Here is a 24,133-nt window from a genome sequence, read left to right as displayed (position 1 = left end):
ACCTTCGGATGCCTCCGCATGGCCAGATCGGGCACATGGGAGGATCCGCAAGGAACTGACCAACGAGTGAGGAGTACCCGTGGCCGAGGCTGTCTACGCCACCTTGCACACCAACGCCGGCCCGATCCGGCTGGAGCTCTTCCCGAACCACGCGCCGAAGACCGTCCGCAACTTCGTGGAGCTGGCCGAGGGCACCCGGGAGTACATCGACCCGCGTACCGGTCAGCCGGGCAGCGGGCCGTACTACGACGGCACCGTCTCGCACCGCGTGATCAGCGGTTTCATGGTTCAGATGGGCGACCCGACCGGCACCGGACGCGGTGGCCCGGGCTACAAGTTCGGCGACGAGTTCCACCCCGAGCTGCGCTTCGACCGGCCGTACCTGCTGGCCATGGCGAACGCCGGGCCGGGCACCAACGGCTCGCAGTTCTTCATCACGGTGTCGCCCACGCCACACCTGAACAACCGGCACACCATCTTCGGCCAGGTCGCCGACGAGCAGTCCGCGAAGGTGGTCGACTCCATCGCCAACACCCCGACCGGCCCGAGCGACCGGCCGCTGCAGGACGTGGTGATCGAGCGGGTCGAGATCGAGCGTCAGCAGTCCTGAGCGACACGCGGGTACCTTTGCTCGCATGACTGAGCGCTCCGGCCAGCCAGGCGACACCACCGGGGACCCGGTGCCGACCACTCCGGTCTGCTACCGGCACCCCGGCCGGGAGACGTACATCCGCTGCTCCCGGTGCGACCGGCCGATCTGCACCGAGTGCATGCGGGACGCCTCCGTCGGGCACCAGTGCCCGGAGTGTGTCGCCGAGGGACGCCGCAGCGTGCGGCCGGCGCGTACCGCCTTCGGTGGCGGTGCCGCCGGCCGCCAGGGCAACGTCACGAAGGCGCTGATCGCGCTGAACGTGCTGATGATGCTGCTCTCCATCGCCTCGGCCCGCAGCGGCACCGCGGTGGCCGGTGGTGGCCTCGGCGGCCTGATGGGCAGCGGGACCCCGCTCACCGAGTGGGGTTCGGTGCTCGGCCTGGCGCGCTTCCCCGACGGGCACATCGGCGGGGTGGCCGACGGCGAGTGGTACCGGCTGGTCACCGCCATGTTCCTGCACTACGGCGTGCTGCACCTGCTGCTCAACATGTGGGCGCTCTGGGTGCTCGGCCGGACGCTGGAGGCGGTGCTCGGACCGCTGCGCTTCCTGGCGCTCTACCTGCTCGCCGGGCTGGGCGGCAACGTCGCGGCGTACGTCTTCACCGAGCCGAACCGGTTCACGGCCGGCGCCTCGACGGCGGTCTTCGGTCTGTTCGCCGCCATCTTCGTGGTCATGCGACGGCTGGGCCGGGACACGTCGGCGATCGTCCCGATCCTGGTGATCAACCTGATCTTCACGTTCACCGTGCCGAGCATCTCGGTGGCCGGGCACCTCGGCGGTCTGGTGGCCGGCGCGGCGGTGTCGCTGATCCTGGCGTACGCCCCGCGGTCACGGCGGACCGCGTTCCAGGTGGCGGGCTGCGTGATCGTGCTCGTCGCGCTGATCGGCCTGACCCTGGTCCGTACCGCCGCTCTGCTGGGCTGAGCCTCAGCCCGCGGTGGGGCGGGCCTCGTCCAGCGCCGCCGCCACCTCGTCCAGCGGCGCGTCCAGGTCACGGCGGCCGAACAGGTGCAGCGAATCCCCGGCGTCGATCTCCAGCGTCTCGGCGGTGATCCCGCGCCGGGCGCGCCGGTCCAGGCGGATCGACTCCACGGCGTTCCACGGCAGCCGGCGTCGCCCGGCGAACCCCCGCAACACGGTCAACCCGTCCGGGTCGGCGGCGAGGCGGACCGGTGCGACCACGTCGCGCAGCGCCCAGGCGAGCAGACCGGCGGCGGCCAGCCCGGCCAGCCCCGGGCGGACCGGGTCACCGCCGGCGAAGAGCAGCCCCAGGGCCAGCAGCGCGAGCGCGCCGAGCGCCTTGAGCACCGGCACCTCGCGCGGCACCCGCCACTGCCGGACCGGTGGCGACTGTGGATCCATCCGCCCAGCATGCCAGCCGCACCGTCCGCTCGCCGGAGGAGGACGGCCGGTCGGTCAGCACGTACTATCGGGGCAAGCAAGGTTACCCGGGAGTAGACATGAGTGACGCGGTCATCGTCGGCGCGGTACGCACCCCGGTCGGGCGGCGCAAGGGCAGCCTCGCCGGAGTGCACCCGGTCGACCTTTCGGCGCACGTGCTGCGCGCGCTCGCCGAGCGCACCGGCATCGACCCCGGCCTGGTCGACGACGTGATCTGGGGCTGTGTGTCGCAGGTCGGCGAGCAGTCCTGGAACGTGGCCCGCAACGCGGTGCTGGCCGCCGGCTGGCCGGAGTCCGTCCCGGGCACCACGCTCGACCGCCAGTGCGGGTCGAGCCAGCAGGCGCTGCACTTCGCCGCCGCGACTGTTCTCTCCGGCCAGGCCGACCTGGTGGTGGCCGGTGGCGTCGAGTCGATGACCCGGGTGCCGATGGGGTCCAGCGTCGGCGGCGGGATGCCGTTCAGCGCGGCGATCCTGGAGCGCTACCGCGGCGTCGAGGGCGTCGCGGCGGACTCGCCGCTACCGTTCAACCAGGGCGTCGGGGCCGAGCTGATCGCCCAGCGGTGGCGCTTCTCGCGTACCCAGCTTGACGAGTTCGCGCTGGCCAGCCACGACAAGGCGGCTGCCGCGCAGGACGCCGGCGCGTTCGAGGCCGAGCTGGCGCCGGTGGCGCTCGCCGACGGCGGCAAGTTCTCCGCCGACGAGGGCATCCGCCGCGACACCTCGCTGGCCAAGCTGGGCGAGCTGGCCACCCCGTTCCGCGCCGACGGCGTGGTCACCGCCGGGTCCGCGTCGCAGATCTCCGACGGCGCCGCCGCGCTCGCGGTCACCACCGCCGAGTGGGCCAGCCGGCACGGCCTGCGCCCGCTGGCCCGGGTGCACACCGCCGTCGTCGCCGCCGACGACCCGGTCACCATGCTGACCGCGCCCATCCCGGCCACCGCGAAGGCGCTGCGCCGCGCGGGGCTGGGCATCGAGGAGATCGGCGTGTACGAGGTGAACGAGGCGTTCGCCCCGGTGCCGCTGGCCTGGCTGGCCGAGACCGAGGCGGACCCGGAGCGGCTCAACCCCCGGGGTGGGGCGATCGCGCTCGGTCACCCGCTCGGCGGATCCGGCGCGCGGATCATGACCACGATGCTCCAGCACATGCGGGACAACGGCATCCGCTACGGCCTGCAGACCATGTGCGAGGGCGGCGGGATGGCCAACGCCACGATCGTCGAGCTGCTCTGAGCCGACCGGCCGCCGGTGTCGCACCGTAGGTGCGACTTGCACGTGTGGAAGTTCCAGAAATCGGGCGTGACCCATATCACCCCTGGTCATCGCGTCGTTGGACCGGGCATGGACGTGTTCTCGCGAACGTTCCTTCCGGCCGCCGCCGAGACCGGCCTGGCGACCCAGACCGTCACCCGGCACATGCCGGTGTTCCGCCGGTGCGTCGGTTCCGGCGACGCCACCATCCTGGTCACCCGGTGCAGCCGCCCGGACGACCCGGTCGGCGGCGACTACCTGATGCTGCTCACCCACCGCCGCCTGGTGGTCACCCGGCAGACCCGGGTGCTGCACCGGCTGCGCCTGCACCTCAACACGGAGCTGCGCGAGCTGAGCAACGTGACGTGGAGCCCCGATCCCCGGGCGCACAGTGTGGAGCTGGCGGCGACAGCCATCGACGGGGCGCGTGAGCGTTTCGTCATCCGTACCCATCACCCGAAGCAGGTGTGGCAGCTCGACACGCTGCTCAACCACGCCTTCCGTACCCGGCTGCGGGCCCCGGACGAGCGGGTGGTCGCCACGATCGGCGAGCCACCGGCGGGTGCCCGGCCCACTGTGCTCCGACCGGCGTCGGCCCGCTGACGCTCTCCTTACCGGATCCGAACATTTCCTGACCGGCCGGTCGGTCGCCGGTCGGTCATCATGGGCCGGTGACCACCGCCGCCCCGCCCGGGCTCGTCCTCGTGGTGGAGGACGAGCCGGCCATCGCCGACCTGGTCCGGCTCTACCTGACCCGCGACGGGTTCGGCGTACACCTGGAACGTGACGGCGAGGCCGGGCTGGCCGCCGCGCGGCGGCTGCGCCCGGTGGCCTGCGTGCTCGACATCGCGCTGCCCGGCCTGGCCGGCACCGAGATCTGCCGTCGGCTGCGCGCGGCCGGCGACTGGACACCGGTCATCTTCCTCACCGCCCGGGACGACGAGGTGGACCGCGTCGTCGGGCTGGAGCTGGGCGCCGACGACTACGTCACCAAGCCGTTCAGTCCCCGTGAACTGCTCGCCCGGCTGCGGGCGGTGCTGCGCCGCACGTCCGGCGTGCCCGCCGAACAGTCCCGCACGCTCGGCGCCGTCACACTCGACCCGGCCCGCCGCACTGTCACCGCCGCCGGTACGCCGGTGCAGCTCACCTCCACCGAGTTCGACCTGCTCGCCCACCTCATGGCCCGCCCGGGCCGGGTGTTCACCCGGGAGGAGCTGCTGGCCGGCGTGTGGGGGTACGCGGCGCACGCCGGCACCCGGACCGTCGACGTGCACGTGGCGCAGGTCCGGGCGAAACTCGGCCCGGACAGCGTGATCCGCACCCACCGGGGCGTCGGGTACGCCGCCGATGCGTGAGGACCCCACCGTCGGAGTGCCACCGCCCGGTCCGGCCCGCCCCCGGCTGCGGCCCGGGCGGACGCTGACCGCCCGTGCCGTACTGGCCACCTGCGCGGTGGCGCTGGTGTCGGTGCTCGTCACCGCGCTGGTGGCGGTGCCCCTGGCGGTACGCGGCGCGGAGCGCCGGGACCAGCAGGCGCTCGCCGCCCAGGCCCGGCTCGCCGCCGACGTCCTCCGGGTGCGGGCGGTACGCCAGCGCGACGGCGCCGGGGACCGGCTCATCCGCCAACTGGGTCAGCAGCAGATCGAGGTGTACGTGATCCGGGGCGGGCAGGCCGACCCGCCGGGCCTGCCCAGACCGCTCGTGACACGGGTGGCCGGCGGCGACAACGTCTCCGGCCGGCGGCTGGTCGACGGGGAACGTCGGCTGGTCGAGGCGCGGGCGCTGCCCGGCGGGGACGGGGTGGTGCTGACCCGTGCCCGTAGCGCCGCGCCGTGGCGGCAGGTGCTGCGCGGACTCTGGCTGCCGCTGCTCGCCGGACTCGCCGCCGGGGCGGCCGCCGGACTGCTGCTCGCCCGCCGGCTGGCCCGGCCGATCCGGACCGCCGCCACCGCCGCCGCGCGGCTGCGCGCCGGGGACCGGGCGGTCCGGGTGCCGGTCGAGCCGCCCGACGAGGTGGCCGACCTGGCGTACGCGCTGAACGGCCTGGCCGCCGCGCTGGCCACGAGCGAGGGTCGGCAACGCGAGTTCCTGCTGTCCGTCTCGCACGAGTTGCGTACCCCGCTGACCGCGATCCGCGGCTACGCCGAGGCGCTGTCCGACGGCGTGATCGAGGCCGACGCGGTGCCGGCGACGGGCCGGACCGTGCTCGCCGAGGCGGAACACCTGGACCGGCTGGTCCGCGACCTGCTGGCGCTGGCCCGGTTGGAAGCCGTCGACTTTCCGCTGGAACCGGTGCCGGTCGACCTGGCCCGGCTCGCTGCCGACGCGGAGCGCGCCTGGTCCGGCCGCTGCGCGGCGCTCGGGGTGCCGTTCCGGCTGGAGACGCCGGACGCGCCGGTGCCGGCGTACACCGATCCGGGCCGGGTCCGGCAGGTCGTGGACGGGCTGCTGGAGAACGCGCTGCGGGTCGTACCGCCGGGGGCGCCGGTGGTGCTCGCGGTCCGGGCCGCCGGCCCGGCGGGCGGCGGGACGCTGGAGGTCCGGGACGGCGGACCCGGCCTCACCGACGACGACCTGAACGTGGCGTTCGAGCGGGGCGCGCTGCACCAGCGGTACCGGGGGGTACGCAAGGTGGGCAGCGGGCTGGGCCTGGCGCTGGCCGCCGGGCTGATCCGCCGGCTCGGCGGGGACGTCACCGCGGGGCACGCCCCGGAGGGCGGGGCCGCCTTCACAGTCGTGGTGCCCCCGGATCCTTACCGGGCTCGAACATCGGCTTGACCGTCCCCTCGTGTCGGTGCGGAACGCTCGGGTCGTCACCGCGAGGGAAGGACCACAGATGGCACGTCAGCGAATCGTCACCGGCGCCACCGCGCTGCTCGCCGCCGCGGCGCTCGGACTCGCCGGGTGCGGCGCGAGCCGGCCCGGCGCGGAACCCGACCAGGCGGTCGAGGTGAGCGCCGCCTTGGGCGCGGACGGCCAGGCGCTCGCCGCGCTCGGCCTCGACGCCGGCGACCTGGACGTGGACCCGGTCGCCGCGCCGGCGCCCGCCGGCACGCCGCAGGCCGGGCCGGACGGCAAGGGCGAACGGGCGAAGGAGGGGAACAGGCGCCACCGGGCCCGAGTGCTGCTGCGGCGTAACACGCTGCACGGCGAGGCGGTGGTGCGGACCAGGGACGGCGGCACGAGGACCGTGGCGGTCCAGCGCGGCGAGGTGACGGCGATCGACGACAGTTCGATGACCGTGAAGTCCACCGACGGTTTCACAGTGACCTGGACGTTCGGCGAGAAACTGCGGGTGGTCGAGCGCCGGACCGCGATCCGATCGAACGACGTCAAGATCGGTACGACGGTCGCGGTGGCCGGGGCGAAGGACGGCGGCAGGAACGTGGCCCGGCTGGTGGTGGTTCCGATTCGCCAGGAATAGGTGCCTGGGCTGTCGTGACGGAAGCAATGTGCCAGGCTACGCTATGCCCCGACCCGCCATCGCCTCAGTGGAGAATCCGTGAAGCTCTCGATCCTCATGCCGGTCTACAACGAGGAAGAACGTATCGCGGATGCCCTCAAGCAGGCATTGGCGGTGGACTACCCGTGCGAGATCGAGCTTGTCGTCGTGGACGACGGCAGCCGGGACGGCACCGGTGAGATTCTCGGCCGGGTCGACGACGCACGCCTCCGGGTGATCACCCACCAGCGCAACGCCGGCAAGGGCGCGGCCATCAAGACCGCCGTCGACAGCGCCGAGGGCGAGTACATGGTCATCCTCGACGCCGACCTCGAGTACGACCCGCAGGACATCCCGCGCCTGCTGGAGCCGGTGCTCGACGGGCGGGCGACAGTCGTCTACGGCAATCGGACCTTCGGCAGCCACAGCTCGTACAGCTTCTGGTACGTGATGGGCAACAAGGGCGTCACGCTCGCCGCGAACGTGCTCTACAACTCCTACATCGGCGACCTGGAGACCTGCTTCAAGCTGATGCCGCTGGAGCTGTACCGCTCGCTCGAGGTCCGCTCCCGGGGCTTCGGCATGGAGGCCGAGGTCACCGGCAAGCTGCTCCGCCAGCGCATCCGCCCCTACGAGGTGCCGATCAGCTACCGCGCGCGGGGCCGCGAGGAGGGCAAGAAGATCACCTGGAAGGACGGCGTCGAGGCGATCTGGATCCTGGCCCGCGAGCGCGCCCGCCGCCGCCCGGCCACTCCCGCCGCCGCGCACTGAGCCCCAACCGGAACCCCGCGACCCCGGCACGAGCCGAGGTCGCGGGGTTCCGTCGTGTCCGGGACGCTCAGGTGAGGAACGCGTCCACCGAGCGGCGCAGCCCGGCGGCGTCCAGGCCGTGCCAGTGTTCGTGGTCCTCGGCGCTGCCGTAGCGGCGCAGGTCCTCGCGTCCCACCCCGAGCGCGAGCAGCCGGTGCGGCCGGTCGGCCAGCGCCTCGGACACCACCCGTGCCGAAGTGCCCGCCAGGTACGGCTCGACCAGGATCACCTCGGTCCCGGCCAGCGTCCGCAGCCCGGTCGTGTCGAACGGGCGCGGCCGGTGGGTGTAGGCCACAGTGACCGCCCGGTCCGCAGTCGCGGCCACCGCCGCGTCCAGCACCGGCCCGACCGCCACCAGCAGCGGCGCGCCCGGCCCGGCGTCGCGCACCACCCGCAGGTCACCCGCCTCCGGGTACGCCCGCGAGTTGGTCCGGATGGACAACCGCAGGTACGCCGAGTCCTGCCCGCACACGACGTCGCGTAGCAGCGGCCGGACCTCGTCCGGGTGCCCCGGCACGTGCACGGTCCAGCCGTGCAGCGTGTCGATCAGCGCCACGTCGGCCGGACCGAGGTGGGTGCGCCCCGCCGCCGCCCGGTCGTACGAGCCGCCGATGCCGACGAGTACCGCGCCGACGCCCTGGTGGTCGAGGTCGAGCTTGATCTGCTCGTACGCCCGCTCGACCAGGAACGGGGCGTAGCTGTGCACGACCGGCCGCTGCCCGGTCAGCGCCAGCCCACCGGCCACCCCGATCATCAACTGCTCCCGGATGCCCACGTTTATGACCCGCTCCGGGTACCGGGCGGCGGCCGGCTCGAACGCGTCGGCGGAGATGTCGGCGAGCACGACTGTCGTACGCGGATCGGCGAGCACCTCCTCGGTGCTGGTCACGAACGCGTCCCGCATGGTGCTGGTCATTGTCACTCCCCGTCCGTGACGACGACGTGCGGCCGGTGATCGTCGTGCCCGGTGAGGGCGGCGTGCAGGGCGTCGTGGTCGCGCCCGTCGACGGTGGCGGCGCTCCACCCGTTCACCGTGAACCGGCTCGCCGCGCCGCCCGGCCAGCCGTACGTGGCCGAGCGGTTGTCCAGCACGATCGCGGTCAGGCTGCCCAGCCCGCTCGCGCCCGCGTACGCGATCGCCTCGTGGTTGGAGCCCTCGTCCAGCTCGGCGTCGCCGAGCAGCACGTACACCCGGGGGCCGGTGCGGCCCTGGGCCCGCAGCCCGAGCGCGGTGCCCACGCCCAGCCCGAGGCCGTGGCCGAGCGAACCGGAACCGATCTCGACGCCCGGCACGAGCGTGCGGTCCGGGTGGTCGCCGAGGCGGCTCGCCGGGCCGCCCTGGTCGTCCAGCCACTCGGGCGGTACGAAGCCGCGCGCGGCGAGCAGCGCGTAGTAGCCGGCGACCGCGTGTCCCTTGGAGAGCAGGAAGCGGTCCCGGTCCGGGTCGTCCACGGTGGCCGGGGTGATCCGGAGTACCCGGTCGTAGAGCACCTGGAGCACGTCCAGCGTCGAGTACACGTTGGCGCCGAACTCGCGGCCGGCGCGCACCCGGTCCAGCAGCGGGCCCAGTTCGGTGGCGGTGGTCGTCGTCATACCGATAGCCTCCGACTTGAACCGAACTTCAACTCAAGGCCGTGTGATGCACGAAGCAACACTGACCATCGGGCAGCTCGCCGACCGCAGTGGCGTGGCCCCCTCGGCGCTGCGCTACTACGAGCGGCTCGGCCTGATCCACGCCGCCCGCACCGGCGGCAACCAGCGCCGCTATGCCCGCACCGAGCTGCGCCGGGTCGCGTTCATCCGGATCTCCCAGCAGGTCGGTGTCTCGCTGGAGGAGATCCGGGCCGCGCTGGACTCGCTGCCGTCGGGGCGTACCCCCACGCCGGACGACTGGGCCGCGCTGTCCCGCGCCTGGCGGGACCGGCTGGACGAGCGGATCCGGCTGCTCGGCAAGCTCCGCGACGACCTGGACGGCTGCATCGGCTGCGGCTGCCTGTCGTTGCAGCGCTGCACGCTCTACAACCCCGGCGACTCGCTCGCCGTCGAGGGCCCCGGCCCGCGCCTCATGCTCCCGCGCCCCGGCCAGGGCTGACCCTCACCGGACCAGCAGCACCTTGCCCAGGTGGTCGTTGGTCTCCACCAGGCGGTGCGCCGCGGCGGCGTCGGCCATGTCCACCCGGGCGTGCACCACCGGCCGGACCCGGCCCGCCTCCACCAGGGGCCACACCTGCTCGCGTACGCCCCGGACGATCGCCGCCTTCTGCTCGACCGGACGGGACCGCAACGCCGTGGCGTGCACCGCCGCCCGCTTCGCCAGCAGCATCCCCAGGTCCAGCTCGCCCTTGCGGCCGCCCTGCATGCCGATCACCACCAGCCGCCCGCCGGTGGCCAGCGCCGCCACGTTCCGGGGCAGGTAGGACGCGCCCATGATGTCCAGGATCACGTCCGCGCCCCGGCCGTCGGTGACCCGGCGTACCTCGTCCACGAAGTCCTGCTCGCGGTAGTCGATCGTGTGCGCGGCGCCCAGCTCCCGCAGCCGCTCGTGCTTCGCCGAGCGGGCGGTCACCACCACAGTCGCGCCGAGCGCCACGCCGAGCTGGATCGCGAACGTGCCGATCCCGCTGCCGCCGCCGTGCACCAGCAGCGTGTCCCCCTCGGCCAGCCGGGCCAGGTCGACCACGTTCGACCAGACCGTGCAGGCCACCTCCGGCAGCGCCGCCGCGTCGACCAGGTCCACCCCGGCCGGCACCGGCAGCAACTGCCCGGCCGGCACCGCGACCTGCTCGGCGTAGCCGCCGCCGGCGAGCAGCGCGCAGACCTCCTGGCCCACCGACCAGCCGGTCACCCCGGGACCGAGCGCACGCACCGTCCCCGAACACTCCAGACCGGGGTACGCGGACGCGCCCGGCGGCGGCGGGTAGTGCCCCTGCCGCTGCAACAGGTCGGCCCGGTTCACCGCGCTGGCCCGCACCTCGACGACGACCTCACCGGGATCGGGCTCGGGGTCGGGCACGTGAGCCCAGACGAGCGCCTCGGGTCCGCCGGGTTCCGTGATCGTGACTGCGCGCATGGTTCAGTCTTACCCGATCTGCCCGTCGGTCCACGCGCGGGCGAGGATCTCGGTCACCGTCTCCTCCGGCGTCTGGTCGGAGGTGTCCAGCCAGAGCCCGATCCGGGGCGTGTCGGCCCGGAACCCGGCGTCCAGGTCCGCCACCGGCCAGTCCCCGTACCCAGTCTTCGGCCGGTCCCGCTCGCGGGTCGCGACCACCTCGGCGCGTGGGGCGAGCACCACCACGGCGAGCGGCCGGTGCCGGATCCGGCCGATCATGGCCGGCAGGTCCGCGCCGAGCACCACGTCCTGGAGTACGACAGTGAAGCCCGCCGCGGCGTACCGGTCGGCGGTCGACGCGGCCAGGTCGTAGCGGAGCCGGAGCTGCCGCAGTGCCTCGTCGGTCGGCTCGGCGGTCATGTCGGCCCGTCCGCTGACGATCATGCGGCGGAACACGTCACCGCGCAGGTGCACCGCCCGGGGTAGCCGCCGGGCCAGCCCTTCGGCCACTGTGGACTTGCCTACGGCCATGATTCCGCTGATCAGCACCACTGCCGGACTCTTCCACATGTACACATTCTCGCAACTGTGGTGGGACGGCGGCTTGCCCGGTACGGGGTTCGTGGCAGACTGGTCCCCGGTCGCGCACCCCTCGGGGGCGTGCCGGGAGGGTTCGCCTAGTGGCCGATGGCGCTGGTCTTGAAAACCGGTAAGGCAGCGATGTCTTCGTGGGTTCGAATCCCACACCCTCCGCCCACTCCCGCCTCGCCTCGGTCGGCCGCGCGTGCGGACACATCGGCGTGTCGCCCCGGAAGTAGCCATCGCCTCTGCGGCTTATGACTCTCCGTCATAAATATGACTGAGAGTCATAAGCGTCTTGAGTGCTCTCTTCTTCGGCGACCCCCACGGCGCGGCTCGGCCGCACCGGATGTGGCTGATACCGCGATCGCCGAGGGCGAGTTGCCGGAATCGGGGGAGCGCGATGAGACGGGACGGAACGCCGACCGTCAGGGCGGCGGGGCGGCGGGGCGGCGGAACAGCGGGAGCGTCGCGCCGGTCGTAGGCTGCGGAGTGCGGCGACGGCGGGAGGCCCTGGTGGCGGAGACGACGACGGTGGCCGAGGTGACGGCCGAGCTGGCCGCGCTCGACGACCCGAAGATCCGCGCGGTCAACGAGCGGCACGGCGACGACCACGGGGTCAACCTGGGCAAGCTGCGGGCGATCGCGAAGCGGCTGAAGACGCAGCAGGACCTCGCGCGCGAGCTGTGGGCGACCGGGGACAGCGCGGCACGGCTGCTGGCGCTGCTGATCTGCCGGCCGAAGGTTTACGGGCGGGACGAGCTGGACGCCATGCTGCGCGAGGCGCGTACGCCGAAGGTGCACGACTGGCTCGTGAACTACGTGGTGAAGAAGAGCCCGCACGCGGAGCCGCTGCGCCTGGCCTGGTCGGCCGACAGGGATCCCGTGGTGGCGAGCGCCGGCTGGGCGCTGACCACCGATCGGGTGGCGCGGAATCCGGACGCGCTGGACCTGGCCGGCCTGCTCGACGTGATCGAGGCGCAGATGGCGGGCGCGCCAGAGCGCCTCCAGTGGGCGATGAACCACTGCCTCGCGCAGATCGGGATCGAACACCCGGCGTACCGGGAACGCGCGATCGGCATCGGGGAGCGGCTCGGGGTGCTCAAGGACTACCCGACGCCGCCGGGCTGCACGTCGCCGTACGCGCCGGTCTGGATCAACGAGATGGTGCGCCGACAGCACGGCGGCGCGGACAACGGGGTATGAAGGGGGCGCAGGACATTCGCGTACCCGGAAGGACCGTTTCGATGACCCTGGAACGACCGATCGCCCCGGACCCGTACGAGCTGCTGCCGACGGTGCCGTCGTTCGACCTGACGAGCGAGGACGTGCACAACGGCGAGCCGATGGACGCGCGGTACGCGCACGGCAGCACCGGCGGCGAGAACGTCTCACCGCAGCTGTCCTGGTCGGGCTTCCCGGCCGAGACCGGGAGTTTCGTGGTCACCTGCTTCGACCCGGACGCCCCGACCGGCAGCGGCTTCTGGCACTGGGTGCTGGTGAACGTGCCGGCGTCCGTCACCGAGCTGCCCAGCGGCGTGCGGGAGGACGACCTGGGTGGCGCGTTCAGCGTCCGCAACGACTACGGCGAGACCGGCTACGGCGGCGCCGCGCCGCCGGCCGGTGACCGCCCGCACCGGTACGTGTTCGCGGTGCACGCCGTGGACGTCGACCGCCTCGACATCCCCGCCGGGGCGAGCCCGGCCTTCGTCGGCTTCAACCTGGCGTTCCACACGCTGGCCCGGGCGGTCATCCGCCCCACGTACCAGATCAAGGAGTGAGGTGTAAGGAAGGGCCCCTTGTTAACAGACGTCTGTTAACAAGGGGCCCTTCCTTACACGCGGGCTACCGCGAAGACGGACTGGCCGAACGGGGGACGCACGCGCTGCTCGGCGGCCTTGGTGACTGGTAGCACGAGGGTGTCGTACACCTTCACCATCGGGCCCTCCTTCGGCATCAGCCGGAAGACCTTGGTGGCCATGAAGTAGCCGATCAGGCCGAGCGCGTTGGCGTAGTGGATCCGCTCGACGGTGAGGCCCGCCTCGGTCATGGCGGCGGCGAGCGTCTTCTTGGTGTAGCGGCGGACGTGGCCGGTGGCGATGTCGGCGGGGCTCATGGCGAACTGGAACGCCGGCACGATGATGACCACCGCGCCGCCCGGGCGGACCAGGTCGCGCATGCTGCGCAGCGCGCCCACGTGGTCGTCGATGTGCTCCAGCACGTTGTACGAGACGGCCGCGCTGTAGTCGCCGCGCTCGTGGTGCGGGAGCAGCATCTGCCGGACCTCGACGCCCGGGTGGTCGGACAGCCGCTCCTTGAGCTGGACCAGCCGGTCCGGGTCCGCCTCGGTGGCGGTGATCCGGGGTACCTGCTCTGCCCACGCGGAGGCGTAGTCGCCCAGGCCGCTGCCGATCTCGATCGGGTTGTCACCGAGGTAGGGCACCGCCAGCTCGACGAACCACTGCCGGTGGTTGACCGCGGTCGCGAGGCCTTCGAGCACCTCGGACTGGACGCGCTGATCCCCAGTGATTTCTGCCATGCGTCGATTCCTCACGATATGACTGACCCGCGCCTGGACCGTCAGAGTCAACCATCTGGATGGCTGATGGGGAAATCGGGGGACGGAGGGGGGCCGAATTGTGATGCGGAGGGGTGCCTGATCAGCGATCGGCGAACTCGGCACATAGTACGTGAGTCTGCGGAACATTGCACCTGCCGGTCATACCCTGACTACGCTCTGAAATGTCATGACTACTCCGGAATCAGCGGCGGAGCCGTCGAAAACGGGGCAGGGCGGGCGGATCGACGCGCTCGCCGTGCTCAGCTTCGTGCTGCTCGCGCTCTGGGTCACCGCCCGGTTGTGGACGGACCCCCGCAATGGCATCCGGGACAATCGGACAGATCAGGCGCAATTCGAATGGATGATGGCGCATGGTGCGCGCGTCGTCACGGATTTCGCCTATCCGTTCACCTCGGACCGGATGAATGTGCCGGATGTCGTCAATCTCATGGCTAATACGTCCGTATTATCCGTTTCATTGCCGCTGACCCCGATCACGCTCTGGGCGGGGCCGCGCTGGTCATTCCTGATTTTCCTCACTCTCGGCCTCGCCGCCACCGGCGTGTCCTGGTATTTCCTTCTCTCCCGAGTTGTCGTGCGGTCTCGCGGTCCGGCCTGGCTGGGCGCCGCCTTCTGCGCGTTCGCGCCGGCGATGATCTCGCACGCCAACTCGCACCCCAACATCGTCAGCCAGTTCGTGGTGCCACTGATCATCTGGCGCACGCTGCGCCTGGCCGAACCCGGCCGGTGGCTGCGCAACGGCGTACTGCTCGCCCTGGTGATCGTCTGGCAGGCGTTCCTCAACCTGGAGATCCTGCTGATGACCGCCATCGGCCTCGGCGCGGTGGTGCTGGCGCTCGTACTCGGCCGTCCCGCGCTGCGCTCGGCGGCCCGCCCGTTCGCCGCCGGACTCGGGGTGGCCGCGGTGATCGCCGGGGCGCTGCTCGCGTACCCGCTCTGGGTCCAGTTCTTCGGCCCCGGCGCGTACAGCGGGCTCTCCACGCTGATCCGGGGCTACTCCACCGACCTCGCCGCGTACGTCGCCTGGTCGCGGGAGTCGGTGGCCGGTGACGCCCGGGGCAGTGAACCGCTGGTCAAGAACGCCACCGAGGAGAACGCGTTCTTCGGCTGGCCGCTGGTGATCCTGGTGATCGCGCTGGTCTGGTGGATGCGCCGCAACGCCGTCGTGCTCGGCCTGGCTGCGGTCGGCCTGGTGTTCGCGCTCTTCTCGCTCGGCCGGGAGATCCGCTACGACGGACGCGACACCGGCATCCCCGGGCCCTGGGCCGCGCTGGAGAACCTGCCGGTCCTGCACTCGGTGGTGCCCACCCGCTGGTCGCTGGCGCTCACCCCGATCATCGGCGTGCTGCTCGCGCTCGGCGCGGACCGGATTCGCCGGCTCGCCGCGCGGCACCGGGACGCGCGCGGGCAGATCCGGTTCGCCACCGTCACTGTGCTCGCGATGGCGCTGCTGCCGATCGTGCCGACCCCGCTGCCGGCCAGGCGCCTCGACCCGACCCCGGCGTTCGTCACCTCCGGCGCCTGGCGCCCCTACGTCGCGGACGGGCGCAGCGTGGTCACGCTGCCGCTGCCCGACACCACGTACGCGGTCCCGCTGCGCTGGTCCGCCGAGACCCGGCTGGACATGCCGCTGGCCCGCGGCTACTTCCTCTATCCGGACACCCGCCCCGGCGGGGACCGGATCGCCCTCTTCACCGCGCCGCCGCGTCCCACCAGCACATTCTTCGAGACGGTACGGCGGACCGACGCGGTCCCGCCGATCACCCCGCAGGACCGGGTGGCCGCCGTCGACGACCTGCGTTACTGGCGAGCGGGCGCGGTGATCCTCGACCCCCGGCTGCCGCAGGCTGAAGCGCTGCGCCGGGCGATGACGGAGCTGAGCGGGATCACACCCACCCGTACCGGCGGGGTCTGGCTGTGGGACGTCCGGCCGCTGGCCGACTGAGCGGTCAGCCCTGGCGTACGCAGCAGCCCTGGCACACCTTGGGCCGGGGCAACGTGAACGCCAGGCAGCAGGTGCGCCGCTGCACGGTCGGCTCGCCGCCCGGGCCGGGCACCAGCTCGACCAGGTCGCTCAGGTCGAGCGCGCCGAGCAGCGTGCCGACGGTCGCCACTGACGAGCCGGGCAGCGCGTCCGCCGCGCGCAGGATGCCGTGCGCGATGCCGGAGGCCACCGAGCCGAGCAGCGTACGGGTGCCGATCCGGACCTCGCCCTGGATGGCGGCGATCAGCGGGGCGAAGTGCGCGTCGAGCAGGGACGCGCGCAGCGCGCCGAGCAGCGCGGCCTCGTCCGGCACCACCCGCACGCCGGGCACGTCGGCCAGCGCCAGCGGATCGCCGGGCAGCACCGCCACCGGGGTGGACGCGCGCAGCCCCAGCGTGAGCAGCTGGTGGTGGTCCTCGAAGTGCACGAGCACGTCGGCCGGGTCGAGCAGCGGCACCCGCCGGGCGGACGCCCAGCCGAGCACCGCTGGTAGCGCCGTCCAGTAGCTGTAGGACTTCCACGCGAGCGCGGCACAGGCGTGCGGGGTGCCGCCCCAGCGGCGGCCGGCGCGGGTCAGGAACTCGGGAAGCAGTGTGCCGTCGATCAGCCGGGCGGCCGGGGACCAGCGGTCCAGCTCGTCGCGGACCAGCAGGCCGGGCGCGAGCCCGGGCAGGTCGTCGGTGCCGAACATGGCGCGCAGGGTCGCGGTCACCGGGGCGAACGGGGTGGCGGCGTCGCGCCCCGGCATCACCGCAGTCACCTGGCCGTCCCCTGTCTGGTCGCCCTGTCGGCCGGCGCGTGCCGTCGACCGAAGCTAAGGCTAGCCTAACCACTCCCGCGGCGGGAGGGGAAGTGACGTCGCGGTATCGCGGGGAGGTCCCGGTCACTCCGGCGCCGGTCGCGTACTACCCGGCCCGGGAGACGAAAAACGCCGCCGGAAACGGCGACGCACGGTGTCAGGATCGACGCGCTCCGTTGAGATGTCAAGGTGTATGTCGAATACGAGGCAGTTTCCGTACACGTTCGGCCACCCAACGTGAAAATGGGCTTCCCGCCACGAGGAAGCTGATGACGACCTCACCGATCGAGCGTGCCGCGGACTCGTTCGCGGCGGAACTTGCCCGGCACCGGACCGGCCGAGGGCTGTCCAAGAAGCAGTTGGCGACGCTGATGGGCTTCGACCCGTCCTACGTCAGCCACGTCGAAGGGCGCCGGCACCGGCCCACCGAGGACTTCGCCCGCCGCGCCGAGGCCGTCCTGGAGGCCAGCGGCGCGATCTGGCAGCGCTTCCGGGAGTACGACGAACTGCGGAACGGCCGCGCCGGCGGAGCGCACCGCGACCCGCCGGTACCCGGGCAGTGGCTGCCGCCCGGCACCGGCCTCGTGGTCGAGCGTGAGGTGGCCACGCTCACCCACATCGACGACGGCTACCACTGCGCGATCCGGCGGGAGCTGTACAACGCGGGCACCGAACCGGTCACCCGCTACCTGGTCCGGGTCGCCGTCGACCGCTACCCGAACGACCCGGGCCGCTCCAACCGGCACCACCGGGAACACCCGCTCACCTTCGCCGAGCTGCAACTCGCCGCGTACCGGGACGACGGCAGCGGACGCGAGCCGATGCACTGGCGGGCCAAGCACGACCGGGACGCGTTCAAGGAGATCTGGCTGCTCTTCGAGAACGACGAGGGACGCTTCCCGCTCTACCCGGGCGACCGGGTCACCATCGAATACGCGTACCGCGTCGGCCAGGACAAGTGGGGCCCCTGGTTCCAGCGGGCCGTACGCCTGCCCACCCGGCACCTGGCGGTGCGGCTCGACCTGCCCGCGGACCTCGACCCCAAGGTGCGGGGCGCGGAGACCTCACTGTCGGCCGAGGAAGGACCGCTGCGTACGCCGATCCAGCGTGCCGTGGACGGCGACCGGGTGATCTTCGACTGGGGGACCGACGACCCGCCGCTCAACGCCCGCTACCGGATGCAGTGGCGGTTCCGCAGCCCACAGCCGGACGCCGAGCCGGACAACGCGCCCACCGGTGGCGTCCGCGTGCGGGCCAGCGACCGGATGCGTGCCGTGGGCATCGTGCAGCGCGGCGACGACCTGCTGCGGCAGCCGGCCCGCCAGTTCGACCTGCCGGCCGAGGAGCCGCACGCCCGGCAGGTCATCGACCGGCTCGCCGCGATGCTGGCCCGGCTGGACGAGCTGCACCCGTTCAGCAAGGGCGTCGGCCTGGCCGCGCCCCAGCTCGGCATCGGCTGGTCCGCCGCGCTGGTCCGGCCCGCCGACCGCGCGGCCGAACCTGTGGTGCTGCTCAACCCGCGCCTCGTGGACACCGCCGCCGAGACCGACGAGCAGTACGAGGGCTGCCTCTCCTTCTTCGACCACCGCGGCCTGGTGCCCCGGCCGCTGCGGATCGACGTGGAACACGCGCTCTGGGACGGCAGCCGGGTGATCACGTCGTTCGAGTACGCGATGGCGCGGCTGGTCGCGCACGAGATCGACCACCTGGAAGGGCGGCTCTATGTCGACCGGATGGCGCCCGGCGTGCCGCTGGTGCCGGTGGAGGAGTACCGCGAGACCGGCACCCCCTGGCGCTACTGAAACGGGGTGCCGGGTCGCGTGCCCCAGGGGGCAGGGGCACGCGACCCGGCTCGGGGGGAGCAAGGTTCAGAGGTTGCCGAACGTGTCGTACCGGATGTGATCGGGCGGGACGTCGTCGGCGGCGAGCGCCCGCAGAGTGGCCCGGACCATCGCGGCCGAGCCGGAGACGTAGCAGTCGTGCGTGGTCCACGGCCCGTACCGGGTGACCACCTCGGACACGTCACCGAGTTCCCCGCCGAAGTCCGGGTCCTCGCTGCACGACGGCGTCACCGACAACCACGGGTGGGTCGCGACGAGGTCCTCCAGGCCGGCCAGCCCGTACAGCTCGTCGGGGCGGCGCGCGCCGTAGAAGACGTGCACCCAGCGGGTGCGGTTGACCCGGGTCAGCTCCTCCACCAGCGCCTTGATCGGCGCCAGCCCGACCCCGCCGGCCACGCAGAGGACGTCCCGGGTGGACTCCGGGTCCAGCGTCATCGAGCCCATCGGCGCGGCCACCCGCAGCAGGTCACCCGGCTTGGTGCGGCGGACCAGCGCGCCGGACACCCAGCCGGCCGCGCCGGGCGGCGTACGCACGTGGAACTCCAGCACGTTCTCCTCGTTCGGCGCGTTCGCCACCGAGTACGTCCGCCACACCCGTGGGTGGTAGCGGGGCACCTCCACGCTGACGTACTGCCCCGCCTGCCAGGGCAGCGGGTGCTGGAGCGCGCGTACGGTCAGCACTGCCGTGTCCGGGCCGTGCCGCTCGTGGGTGAGCACCTCGGCGTGCCAGTACGGCGGGTTGCCGTCGGCCTCCGCGCCGGCCAGCATCCGCGCGCTGATGCTCGCGTACGCCTCCCGCCACGCCTGGTCGTACTCCAGGTTCCAGCCGTCCCCGGCGGTGCTGCGCAGCGCGTCGAGCAGCGCGACACCCATGGTCGCGTAGTGCTCGGCCGACACGTGGTACTTCCGGTGGTCCCGGCCCAGCGCCCGCAGGTACTCGTCGAAGCTCTCCGGGTCGCCCACTGTCTGGGTCGCGGTGACGATCGCCTCCAGGATCCGGTCGCCCTGCCCGTTCATCTGCACCGGGAAGAGCTTGCGCAGCTCCGGGTCGAGGAGGAACAGCCGGGCGTAGAAGTGACCGCTGAGCCGCTCCCGGTCCTCCTCGACCAGGGCCCAGCTCTCCTTCAGCAGCCGCGCGAAGTTCTCCACAGGGGCACGCTCCTTCTCCGTACGGGCGGATCGGCAGCAATAGAATCTCCACGGAGCGTGTGTGCCGATCGCACAGACTGTGCGATCGCCAGGTCGGGACGCCGAAGTGATTTCATGGTCCGGTGACGGTTGACGAGCTGGCCCGCCCGGTCTCCCGCCGGATGCTGGGCACCGAGACGCTGCTCGTGCTCGGTCTGTCCCTCGGCCAGTCGGCCGTGTACGCGCTGGTGTCGCTGATCGCGAAGCTCACCGCGACCGGTGGGCTGTCCAAGCAGACCGCCGCGCTGAACACCTCCGCGTCGGCCCGGCCCTACCTCGACCTGACGTACCAGCTCCTCGGGATCGTCTTCGCGCTGCTGCCGGTGCTGCTCGCCGTACACCTGCTGGCGCGTGACCCCGGCGACCCGGCACGGACGCTCGGCGTCGACTTCCGGCGGCCCGGCTCGGACCTGGCCCGGGGCGCGGGCCTGACCGCGCTCATCGGCCTGCCCGGGCTGGCGCTGTTCTGGGCGGCGGCGCAGCTCGGCCTCAACGCCACGCTGGTCCCGGCCGCGCTGCCCGACCTCTGGTGGACGGTGCCGGTGCTGATCCTCGCCGCCGTGCAGAACGCCGTGCTGGAGGAGGTGATCGTGGTCGGCTACCTGATCACCCGGCTACGGCAGCTCAACTGGCGCATCGGCGCGGTGCTGGCCACGAGCGCCCTGCTGCGCGGCTCCTACCACCTCTACCAGGGCTTCGGCGCGTTCGTCGGCAACGCCGTCATGGGCGTGATCTTCGGCCTGTTCTACCTGCGCACCCGCCGGGTCGCCCCGCTGATCGTCGCGCACACGCTGCTCGACATCTTCGCGTTCGTCGGGTACGCGATGCTGCCCAAGTCCTGGTTCGACTGGCTCTGACCCCGGCTGCCGGCTTGCCCGGCCTGGTGGTTCCGTGGGCCCGGCAGGTCGTCGGCCCGCGCCGGTTCGGCGAGGTGGCGGTATCGCGGCCCGACGGACCCCGCCACCTCGCCGAACACGCGTTGATCAGGTGCGGCCGGGCCGGTACCGGGCGACCGCCCGCGCGGCCACCCGCTCGGCCGTCGCCGTACCGCCGATCGCCGCCGCCAACGCCGCCGCACCCGGCAGGCGCCGGGCGGCCAGCCGCAGCCCGAGCCACCCGCCCGCCTGCGCCGCCACCGGCGTCGCCAGCCGCCACGCCGCCTGTGCCACTCGCCCCCACGGCCCGTCCGCCGGCTCGTCGGCCGCCAGAGCCGCCGCCAGCGCCGCCCGCGCGGTGCCGTCGTCCGGGTGCACCAACGTCAGCACCAGAAGCTCGGCCGCCCGATCCGGATGCGCCGGATCCCGCCCGTACGCGGCGGCCAGGTGCAGCACCAGGTTCGCCTGCGTCCACAGCACCGCGGCCAGCTCCGCGACCGGCGCGAACATCCCGGCGCCAGCCGCCAGCGCCCCACCCGTACCGGCCATCCGGACGAACCGCCGCGTCGCCAGCCGGGCCACCCCGTCGGCGTCCGCCTCCGGGTAGGCCCGCCGGACCTGCGCCACCCAGTCCCGGGCGCGCGGCCCGAGCGCGTCCACCGCCGCCAGCGCCAGCAGCTCCGGCGCGAACCCGGGGTGGTCGCGCAACTGCGGCCCCACCGCCCGCCAGCCCTTTTCCTGGGTACGCGCAGCGTGCTCGACGGTGGCCGGCAGGTTCTCGGTGTTGTCGTGCGGCTGCGCTTCTTCCGGCGGGTCCAGGACGGGCGGTTCGGTCTTCCGGCTCTCGTCGGCTGCGGTTCGGTCGACGGCCGGGGCTTGATCGCCGGCTACGGCTGCGGGGTTGGCGGGGTCACCCGCTGACGCGGGTGTCTCCGGTGTCGGAGTGGCTGTGGTGGACGAGTCACGCCTGGCCGTTTCGGCCGTCGCGGCCACGCCCGTAGCCGTTGGGGCAGAGGTGGCCGCCGGGGCCAGGGTGGCCGGCGTGACCTGGGTGGCTTCCGCGGCCGCCGTGGCCGGAGTGGTCGCCGTCGTCGGGATGGAGGTGGCGGCCGTGGCTGCCGTGGCTGTGGTGGTCCCGGTGACGGCGGTGGCGTCCGTGGCCGCCGTCGAGGCCTCCGTGGCCGTGGGGGTATTGGCGCTCTTGGTGGTCCGGGTTCTTCTCGCCGGCGCAGGGCCGGGCTTCTCCACGGGGACCGCGTCGGTCCCGCCGGGCTCCTGCCCGGCCGCGGCCGCTGCCGGCTCGGCCGGTGTCTCGGGCGCCGCCTGCTTCGGGAGGGTCGCCTTCCGGGCGGCCTTCTTGACCACGGGAGCGGCCTTCTTCGGGGCGGCCTTCTTCGCGGCCGGCGTACGGGGGGTCCGCTTCGGCGTCTGGTCCCCGCTCGGAGGTTCGGCGGGTACCGGCTCCTCGGCCGGACGCCGTGTTCGTGCGGCCGGCTTGGCGGGAGGCGTACTCGCTTCGGCCTCGGCGGGCACGGGGTCGGGCTGCGCGGCGGCAGGCGTACCCGGATCGTTTGTCGGAGGCTCGGCGGGCGGGCGTGGTCGCGGTGCCGGCGCTGCGGCGTCGGCCGCCGTCGGCGGCTGGAAGACCACAGTCGGCGCGGCCCGGCGCGGACGCCGGGGCGGTGGTGTGTCGCTCGTCGCGCTCCCGGCGGGAGGCTCCGGCGTGGGTGGCGGACTGAACGTGGGTCGGGGGGAGCGGGTCCGCCGGGCCTTCGCGGCAGGCTCGCGACGGGGCGGATCGCTCGGCGGCTGCTCCTGCATATCGATGGAGCGTAGCCGTGGACGTGATCTGGCACACGACGGAAACGCGGTCGTGAGGGCCGGTCCCGGCATCCGCTTTGCCCCGGGCGGGTCCGGGCCTGTATCCTCGGGCGCGGTGACCTCAGGGTCACCAGGGAGACTTCGCCTAGTCTGGTCTATGGCGCCGCACTGCTAATGCGGTTGGGGTCTTAAAGCCCCTCCCGGGTTCGAATCCCGGAGTCTCCGCGCGAAAGCCGGTTGTGTAGACTGGCTGAGCACAAGCGCCCGTAGCTCAACGGATAGAGCATCTGACTACGGATCAGAAGGTTAGGGGTTCGAGTCCCTTCGGGCGCACAGCAGGTGAGGGGCCGTTTCGGGAAACCGAGACGGCCCCTTTCTCGTGCGGTACAGCAGCAAAGTACAGCAGCGGTCATGCCGATTCCGTGCCGTTCATCCGGTCGCCCAGGCGCTTCAACGCCTCACGAGTCTGCTTCGAGCTGACCCGGGTGTAGATCTCCATCGTGACCTTGAAATCAGCGTGCCGCAGGATCTGCATCGCCACTCTCGGGTGAACGTCGAGATCGGCCAGGATGCTCGCGCAGGTACGCCGGGCACCGTGTGGAGTGATCTCCCGCAGGCCGTAGCGGCGGATCCGAGCTTCCCAGGCCCGGTTGAAGTTCCGCGGCTCGATCGGCGTGCCGAACCGGGTAGTGAACACCAGAACCGACTTCTGCCACACCTCACCGGCAGCCTTCCGGTCCGCCGCCTGTTCCGCGCGTCGGATGGCCAGGGCGGTCCGACAGATCTCGGGCAACGGCATCGAGGCGTCGGATTCCGCCGTCTTGGTCTCGCGGCGCACGAGCTGCCCGCCGATGCGCTGGAGCTGCCAGGAGACGTTGAGCTCGCCGGCCGCCTGGTCGATGTCGTCCCACGCGAGGCCAAGCAGTTCCCCGCGGCGCAGCCCGAGCACGAGCAGCAGCACCCACGCGGCGTACATCGGATCGCTGTCTGCTCGCGCAGCTTCCAGGAACCGGCGTGCCTCGTCGCTGTCCCACGCCGTGCCCGGCCTCTTCCGGGTGGCACGCAGCTTGACCAGCGCCGCCACGTTCTTGCTGACCAGCTCTTCCGTTACGGCCTGAGAGAGCGCGGCTCGCAGCGTCGCCCGCAGCCCCTTGACCGCGCTGTCGGACGGGACGGCGTTGCAGCAGGCGCCGAGCGCGCAACAGCGTCGCTTAGCTGGCGGCCTGGCGGCGTCCTTGCCCTGGGCACAGCACTGGCACGTCCGAGCCACCTTGTTGATCCAGGTCTGGACGTCCTTGACCTGCAAACGGTCGAGCCGCTTCGCCCCGATGCCCGGCACGATGTAGAGACGGGTGAACCCCTCGTACGAGACGTAGGTAGCCGGCGCGAGATTCGGCTTCACGATCTCTTCCAGCCAGTACCCGAGGTAGCCGGCGAGAGTCGGCACGCGGGTGGCCACCGGACCGGTCTTGGCCTGGTGATGCAGGTTGAGCCACTTCTCGTGGACGATCTCCCGGGTCTGCCCGTAGACGTACTTACGATCGCGCTTGCCGTCCGGCTTGTTGACCCAGACGTAAGCGGCGTAGCCGTTGCGGTAGGGGAAGATCGATCCTTCGCCGTTGGCGCGAGTACGGCCCGTCATCAGGCAGCCTCCTGCCGCTCGACCTGATCGCGGATGTACTCGTCGACCCACTCCGGCAGGATCCGGCGGTACTTGCCGTCCTTCACCGAGCGCAGCTCACCGGTGGCAATCTTCATCTTTACCTTTGACAGGCCGAAGCCGAGCAAGGCAGCGACCTCAGCGGGCGAGTACCACTTCGGGGCCAAGAGCTGGGAACGGGTGCTCATGGTGTCCTCTCT

The 24,133-nt window shown here is 72.5% G+C and carries 25 protein-coding genes and 3 tRNA genes; 17 read left to right on the top strand and 11 right to left on the bottom strand.

The annotated features are described in order from the left end of the window. The first annotated feature begins 79 nt into the window (after window positions 1-79). The gene (locus FHU28_RS02120) at window positions 80-610 is read left to right on the top strand and encodes a peptidylprolyl isomerase (RefSeq protein ID WP_184680333.1); all 531 of its coding nucleotides are present in this window, start codon (window positions 80-82) and stop codon (window positions 608-610) included. 25 nt (window positions 611-635) lie between these two features. Next, window positions 636-1,577 (top strand): rhomboid family intramembrane serine protease, encoded by a 942-nt coding sequence (locus tag FHU28_RS02115; protein WP_184680331.1) that lies wholly within the window; start codon window positions 636-638, stop codon window positions 1,575-1,577. 3 nt (window positions 1,578-1,580) lie between these two features. Here the strand turns inward: FHU28_RS02115 and FHU28_RS02110 are convergent, their stop codons facing one another. After that, entirely contained in the window at window positions 1,581-2,015 is a 435-nt protein-coding gene (locus FHU28_RS02110; protein ID WP_184680330.1) for a PH domain-containing protein, read from the bottom strand. Window positions 2,016-2,113: 98 nt separating this feature from the next. Between FHU28_RS02110 and FHU28_RS02105 the strand changes: the two genes are divergently transcribed. The 6 genes from FHU28_RS02105 (at window position 2,114) to FHU28_RS02080 (ending at window position 7,517) form a co-directional block, all read left to right on the top strand. Then, a complete protein-coding gene (locus FHU28_RS02105) occupies window positions 2,114-3,286 on the top strand; it encodes a thiolase family protein (protein WP_184680329.1) in 1,173 nt (390 codons plus the stop codon). Window positions 3,287-3,394: 108 nt separating this feature from the next. Beyond that, on the top strand, window positions 3,395-3,907 hold the full coding sequence (locus FHU28_RS02100) for a hypothetical protein (protein ID WP_184680327.1): 513 nt from the start codon (window positions 3,395-3,397) through the stop codon (window positions 3,905-3,907). Between the two features lie 68 nt (window positions 3,908-3,975). Next, entirely contained in the window at window positions 3,976-4,659 is a 684-nt protein-coding gene (locus tag FHU28_RS02095) for a response regulator transcription factor (protein ID WP_184680325.1), read from the top strand. Next, window positions 4,652-6,082, top strand: a complete 1,431-nt coding sequence (locus tag FHU28_RS02090) for a sensor histidine kinase (protein ID WP_184680324.1) — start codon at window positions 4,652-4,654, stop codon at window positions 6,080-6,082. The genes FHU28_RS02095 and FHU28_RS02090 overlap by 8 nt, the downstream gene beginning before the upstream one ends. Before the next feature lie 58 nt (window positions 6,083-6,140). After that, the gene (locus tag FHU28_RS02085; protein WP_184680323.1) at window positions 6,141-6,728 is read left to right on the top strand and encodes a hypothetical protein; all 588 of its coding nucleotides are present in this window, start codon (window positions 6,141-6,143) and stop codon (window positions 6,726-6,728) included. A gap of 78 nt (window positions 6,729-6,806) precedes the next feature. Then, the gene (locus tag FHU28_RS02080; protein WP_184680321.1) at window positions 6,807-7,517 is read left to right on the top strand and encodes a glycosyltransferase family 2 protein; all 711 of its coding nucleotides are present in this window, start codon (window positions 6,807-6,809) and stop codon (window positions 7,515-7,517) included. Between the two features lie 67 nt (window positions 7,518-7,584). On the opposite strand, the gene FHU28_RS02075 is transcribed toward FHU28_RS02080, so the two are convergent. Further along, window positions 7,585-8,460, bottom strand: coding sequence for a transketolase family protein (locus FHU28_RS02075; protein WP_184689134.1), 876 nt, complete (start codon window positions 8,458-8,460; stop codon window positions 7,585-7,587). Between the two features lie 14 nt (window positions 8,461-8,474). Continuing rightward, window positions 8,475-9,149, bottom strand: coding sequence for a transketolase (locus tag FHU28_RS02070; protein WP_184680319.1), 675 nt, complete (start codon window positions 9,147-9,149; stop codon window positions 8,475-8,477). 46 nt (window positions 9,150-9,195) lie between these two features. Between FHU28_RS02070 and soxR the strand changes: the two genes are divergently transcribed. Further along, complete coding sequence (gene soxR, locus FHU28_RS02065; protein WP_073831052.1) at window positions 9,196-9,648, top strand: redox-sensitive transcriptional activator SoxR; 453 nt, start codon at window positions 9,196-9,198, stop codon at window positions 9,646-9,648. Window positions 9,649-9,651: 3 nt separating this feature from the next. On the opposite strand, the gene FHU28_RS02060 is transcribed toward soxR, so the two are convergent. Next, window positions 9,652-10,626, bottom strand: a complete 975-nt coding sequence (locus FHU28_RS02060; RefSeq protein WP_184680317.1) for an NAD(P)H-quinone oxidoreductase — start codon at window positions 10,624-10,626, stop codon at window positions 9,652-9,654. 9 nt (window positions 10,627-10,635) lie between these two features. Further along, window positions 10,636-11,175, bottom strand: coding sequence for an AAA family ATPase (locus tag FHU28_RS02055; RefSeq protein WP_184680315.1), 540 nt, complete (start codon window positions 11,173-11,175; stop codon window positions 10,636-10,638). A 96-nt stretch (window positions 11,176-11,271) separates the two neighbouring features. Between FHU28_RS02055 and FHU28_RS02050 the strand changes: the two genes are divergently transcribed. From FHU28_RS02050 to FHU28_RS02040, 3 genes are all read left to right on the top strand, one after another. Continuing rightward, window positions 11,272-11,358, top strand: a tRNA-Ser gene (locus FHU28_RS02050). 342 nt (window positions 11,359-11,700) lie between these two features. Next, the gene (locus FHU28_RS02045) at window positions 11,701-12,390 is read left to right on the top strand and encodes a DNA alkylation repair protein (RefSeq protein WP_184680313.1); all 690 of its coding nucleotides are present in this window, start codon (window positions 11,701-11,703) and stop codon (window positions 12,388-12,390) included. Window positions 12,391-12,431: 41 nt separating this feature from the next. Further along, complete coding sequence (locus FHU28_RS02040; protein WP_184680311.1) at window positions 12,432-12,965, top strand: YbhB/YbcL family Raf kinase inhibitor-like protein; 534 nt, start codon at window positions 12,432-12,434, stop codon at window positions 12,963-12,965. A gap of 53 nt (window positions 12,966-13,018) precedes the next feature. Here the strand turns inward: FHU28_RS02040 and FHU28_RS02035 are convergent, their stop codons facing one another. After that, window positions 13,019-13,723: a class I SAM-dependent methyltransferase gene (locus FHU28_RS02035; RefSeq protein ID WP_073831702.1), complete on the bottom strand. Its 705-nt coding sequence runs from the start codon at window positions 13,721-13,723 to the stop codon at window positions 13,019-13,021. Window positions 13,724-13,931: 208 nt separating this feature from the next. Between FHU28_RS02035 and FHU28_RS02030 the strand changes: the two genes are divergently transcribed. Continuing rightward, entirely contained in the window at window positions 13,932-15,710 is a 1,779-nt protein-coding gene (locus tag FHU28_RS02030) for a DUF6311 domain-containing protein (protein ID WP_184680309.1), read from the top strand. A 4-nt stretch (window positions 15,711-15,714) separates the two neighbouring features. Here FHU28_RS02030 and FHU28_RS02025 read toward each other — a convergent pair whose 3' ends face one another. Then, window positions 15,715-16,497: a hypothetical protein gene (locus FHU28_RS02025; RefSeq protein ID WP_184689132.1), complete on the bottom strand. Its 783-nt coding sequence runs from the start codon at window positions 16,495-16,497 to the stop codon at window positions 15,715-15,717. A 320-nt stretch (window positions 16,498-16,817) separates the two neighbouring features. On the opposite strand from FHU28_RS02025, the gene FHU28_RS02020 reads away from it, so the two are divergent. Further along, window positions 16,818-18,350: a peptide deformylase gene (locus tag FHU28_RS02020; RefSeq protein ID WP_184680307.1), complete on the top strand. Its 1,533-nt coding sequence runs from the start codon at window positions 16,818-16,820 to the stop codon at window positions 18,348-18,350. 66 nt (window positions 18,351-18,416) lie between these two features. On the opposite strand, the gene FHU28_RS02015 is transcribed toward FHU28_RS02020, so the two are convergent. Beyond that, window positions 18,417-19,538 (bottom strand): globin domain-containing protein, encoded by a 1,122-nt coding sequence (locus FHU28_RS02015; RefSeq protein WP_073831705.1) that lies wholly within the window; start codon window positions 19,536-19,538, stop codon window positions 18,417-18,419. Between the two features lie 122 nt (window positions 19,539-19,660). On the opposite strand from FHU28_RS02015, the gene FHU28_RS02010 reads away from it, so the two are divergent. Further along, complete coding sequence (locus FHU28_RS02010) at window positions 19,661-20,434, top strand: CPBP family intramembrane glutamic endopeptidase (protein ID WP_030499361.1); 774 nt, start codon at window positions 19,661-19,663, stop codon at window positions 20,432-20,434. A 126-nt stretch (window positions 20,435-20,560) separates the two neighbouring features. Here the strand turns inward: FHU28_RS02010 and FHU28_RS32390 are convergent, their stop codons facing one another. Continuing rightward, window positions 20,561-21,985 carry a hypothetical protein gene (locus FHU28_RS32390; RefSeq protein ID WP_260412829.1) on the bottom strand — a complete coding sequence of 475 codons (1,425 nt, stop codon included), beginning with the start codon at window positions 21,983-21,985 and terminating at the stop codon, window positions 20,561-20,563. A gap of 422 nt (window positions 21,986-22,407) precedes the next feature. Between FHU28_RS32390 and FHU28_RS02000 the strand changes: the two genes are divergently transcribed. Both FHU28_RS02000 and FHU28_RS01995 read left to right on the top strand, forming a co-directional pair. Next, window positions 22,408-22,498: transfer RNA gene (locus tag FHU28_RS02000), tRNA-Ser, on the top strand. Between the two features lie 35 nt (window positions 22,499-22,533). After that, window positions 22,534-22,606 (top strand) — tRNA-Arg (locus FHU28_RS01995). 76 nt (window positions 22,607-22,682) lie between these two features. Here the strand turns inward: FHU28_RS01995 and FHU28_RS01990 are convergent. Then, window positions 22,683-23,915, bottom strand: a complete 1,233-nt coding sequence (locus tag FHU28_RS01990) for a site-specific integrase (protein WP_184680305.1) — start codon at window positions 23,913-23,915, stop codon at window positions 22,683-22,685. Further along, window positions 23,915-24,121: an excisionase family DNA-binding protein gene (locus FHU28_RS01985; protein WP_184680303.1), complete on the bottom strand. Its 207-nt coding sequence runs from the start codon at window positions 24,119-24,121 to the stop codon at window positions 23,915-23,917. The genes FHU28_RS01990 and FHU28_RS01985 overlap by 1 nt, the downstream gene beginning before the upstream one ends. Window positions 24,122-24,133: the final 12 nt, after the last annotated feature.

Origin of the sequence: Micromonospora echinospora (genome assembly GCF_014203425.1) — a bacterium.
GTDB classification, from domain to species: Bacteria; Actinomycetota; Actinomycetes; order Mycobacteriales; family Micromonosporaceae; genus Micromonospora; species Micromonospora echinospora_A.
The sequence above is the reverse complement of the archived record's forward strand: the minus strand, read 5'-3'. Positions and strand labels throughout refer to the sequence as shown.

Coding starts and splice junctions, on each gene's coding strand:
- FHU28_RS02115 (WP_184680331.1), top strand. CDS start 636: ATGACTGAGCGCTCCGGCCAGCCAGGCGACACCACCGGGGACCCGGTG.
- FHU28_RS02110 (WP_184680330.1), bottom strand. CDS start 2,015: ATGGATCCACAGTCGCCACCGGTCCGGCAGTGGCGGGTGCCGCGCGAG.
- FHU28_RS02105 (WP_184680329.1), top strand. CDS start 2,114: ATGAGTGACGCGGTCATCGTCGGCGCGGTACGCACCCCGGTCGGGCGG.
- FHU28_RS02100 (WP_184680327.1), top strand. CDS start 3,395: ATGGACGTGTTCTCGCGAACGTTCCTTCCGGCCGCCGCCGAGACCGGC.
- FHU28_RS02090 (WP_184680324.1), top strand. CDS start 4,652: ATGCGTGAGGACCCCACCGTCGGAGTGCCACCGCCCGGTCCGGCCCGC.
- FHU28_RS02085 (WP_184680323.1), top strand. CDS start 6,141: ATGGCACGTCAGCGAATCGTCACCGGCGCCACCGCGCTGCTCGCCGCC.
- FHU28_RS02075 (WP_184689134.1), bottom strand. CDS start 8,460: ATGCGGGACGCGTTCGTGACCAGCACCGAGGAGGTGCTCGCCGATCCG.
- FHU28_RS02070 (WP_184680319.1), bottom strand. CDS start 9,149: ATGACGACGACCACCGCCACCGAACTGGGCCCGCTGCTGGACCGGGTG.
- soxR (WP_073831052.1), top strand. CDS start 9,196: ATGCACGAAGCAACACTGACCATCGGGCAGCTCGCCGACCGCAGTGGC.
- FHU28_RS02060 (WP_184680317.1), bottom strand. CDS start 10,626: ATGCGCGCAGTCACGATCACGGAACCCGGCGGACCCGAGGCGCTCGTC.
- FHU28_RS02055 (WP_184680315.1), bottom strand. CDS start 11,175: ATGTGGAAGAGTCCGGCAGTGGTGCTGATCAGCGGAATCATGGCCGTA.
- FHU28_RS02040 (WP_184680311.1), top strand. CDS start 12,432: ATGACCCTGGAACGACCGATCGCCCCGGACCCGTACGAGCTGCTGCCG.
- FHU28_RS02035 (WP_073831702.1), bottom strand. CDS start 13,723: ATGGCAGAAATCACTGGGGATCAGCGCGTCCAGTCCGAGGTGCTCGAA.
- FHU28_RS02030 (WP_184680309.1), top strand. CDS start 13,932: ATGACTACTCCGGAATCAGCGGCGGAGCCGTCGAAAACGGGGCAGGGC.
- FHU28_RS02025 (WP_184689132.1), bottom strand. CDS start 16,497: ATGCCGGGGCGCGACGCCGCCACCCCGTTCGCCCCGGTGACCGCGACC.
- FHU28_RS02020 (WP_184680307.1), top strand. CDS start 16,818: ATGACGACCTCACCGATCGAGCGTGCCGCGGACTCGTTCGCGGCGGAA.
- FHU28_RS01990 (WP_184680305.1), bottom strand. CDS start 23,915: ATGACGGGCCGTACTCGCGCCAACGGCGAAGGATCGATCTTCCCCTAC.
- FHU28_RS01985 (WP_184680303.1), bottom strand. CDS start 24,121: ATGAGCACCCGTTCCCAGCTCTTGGCCCCGAAGTGGTACTCGCCCGCT.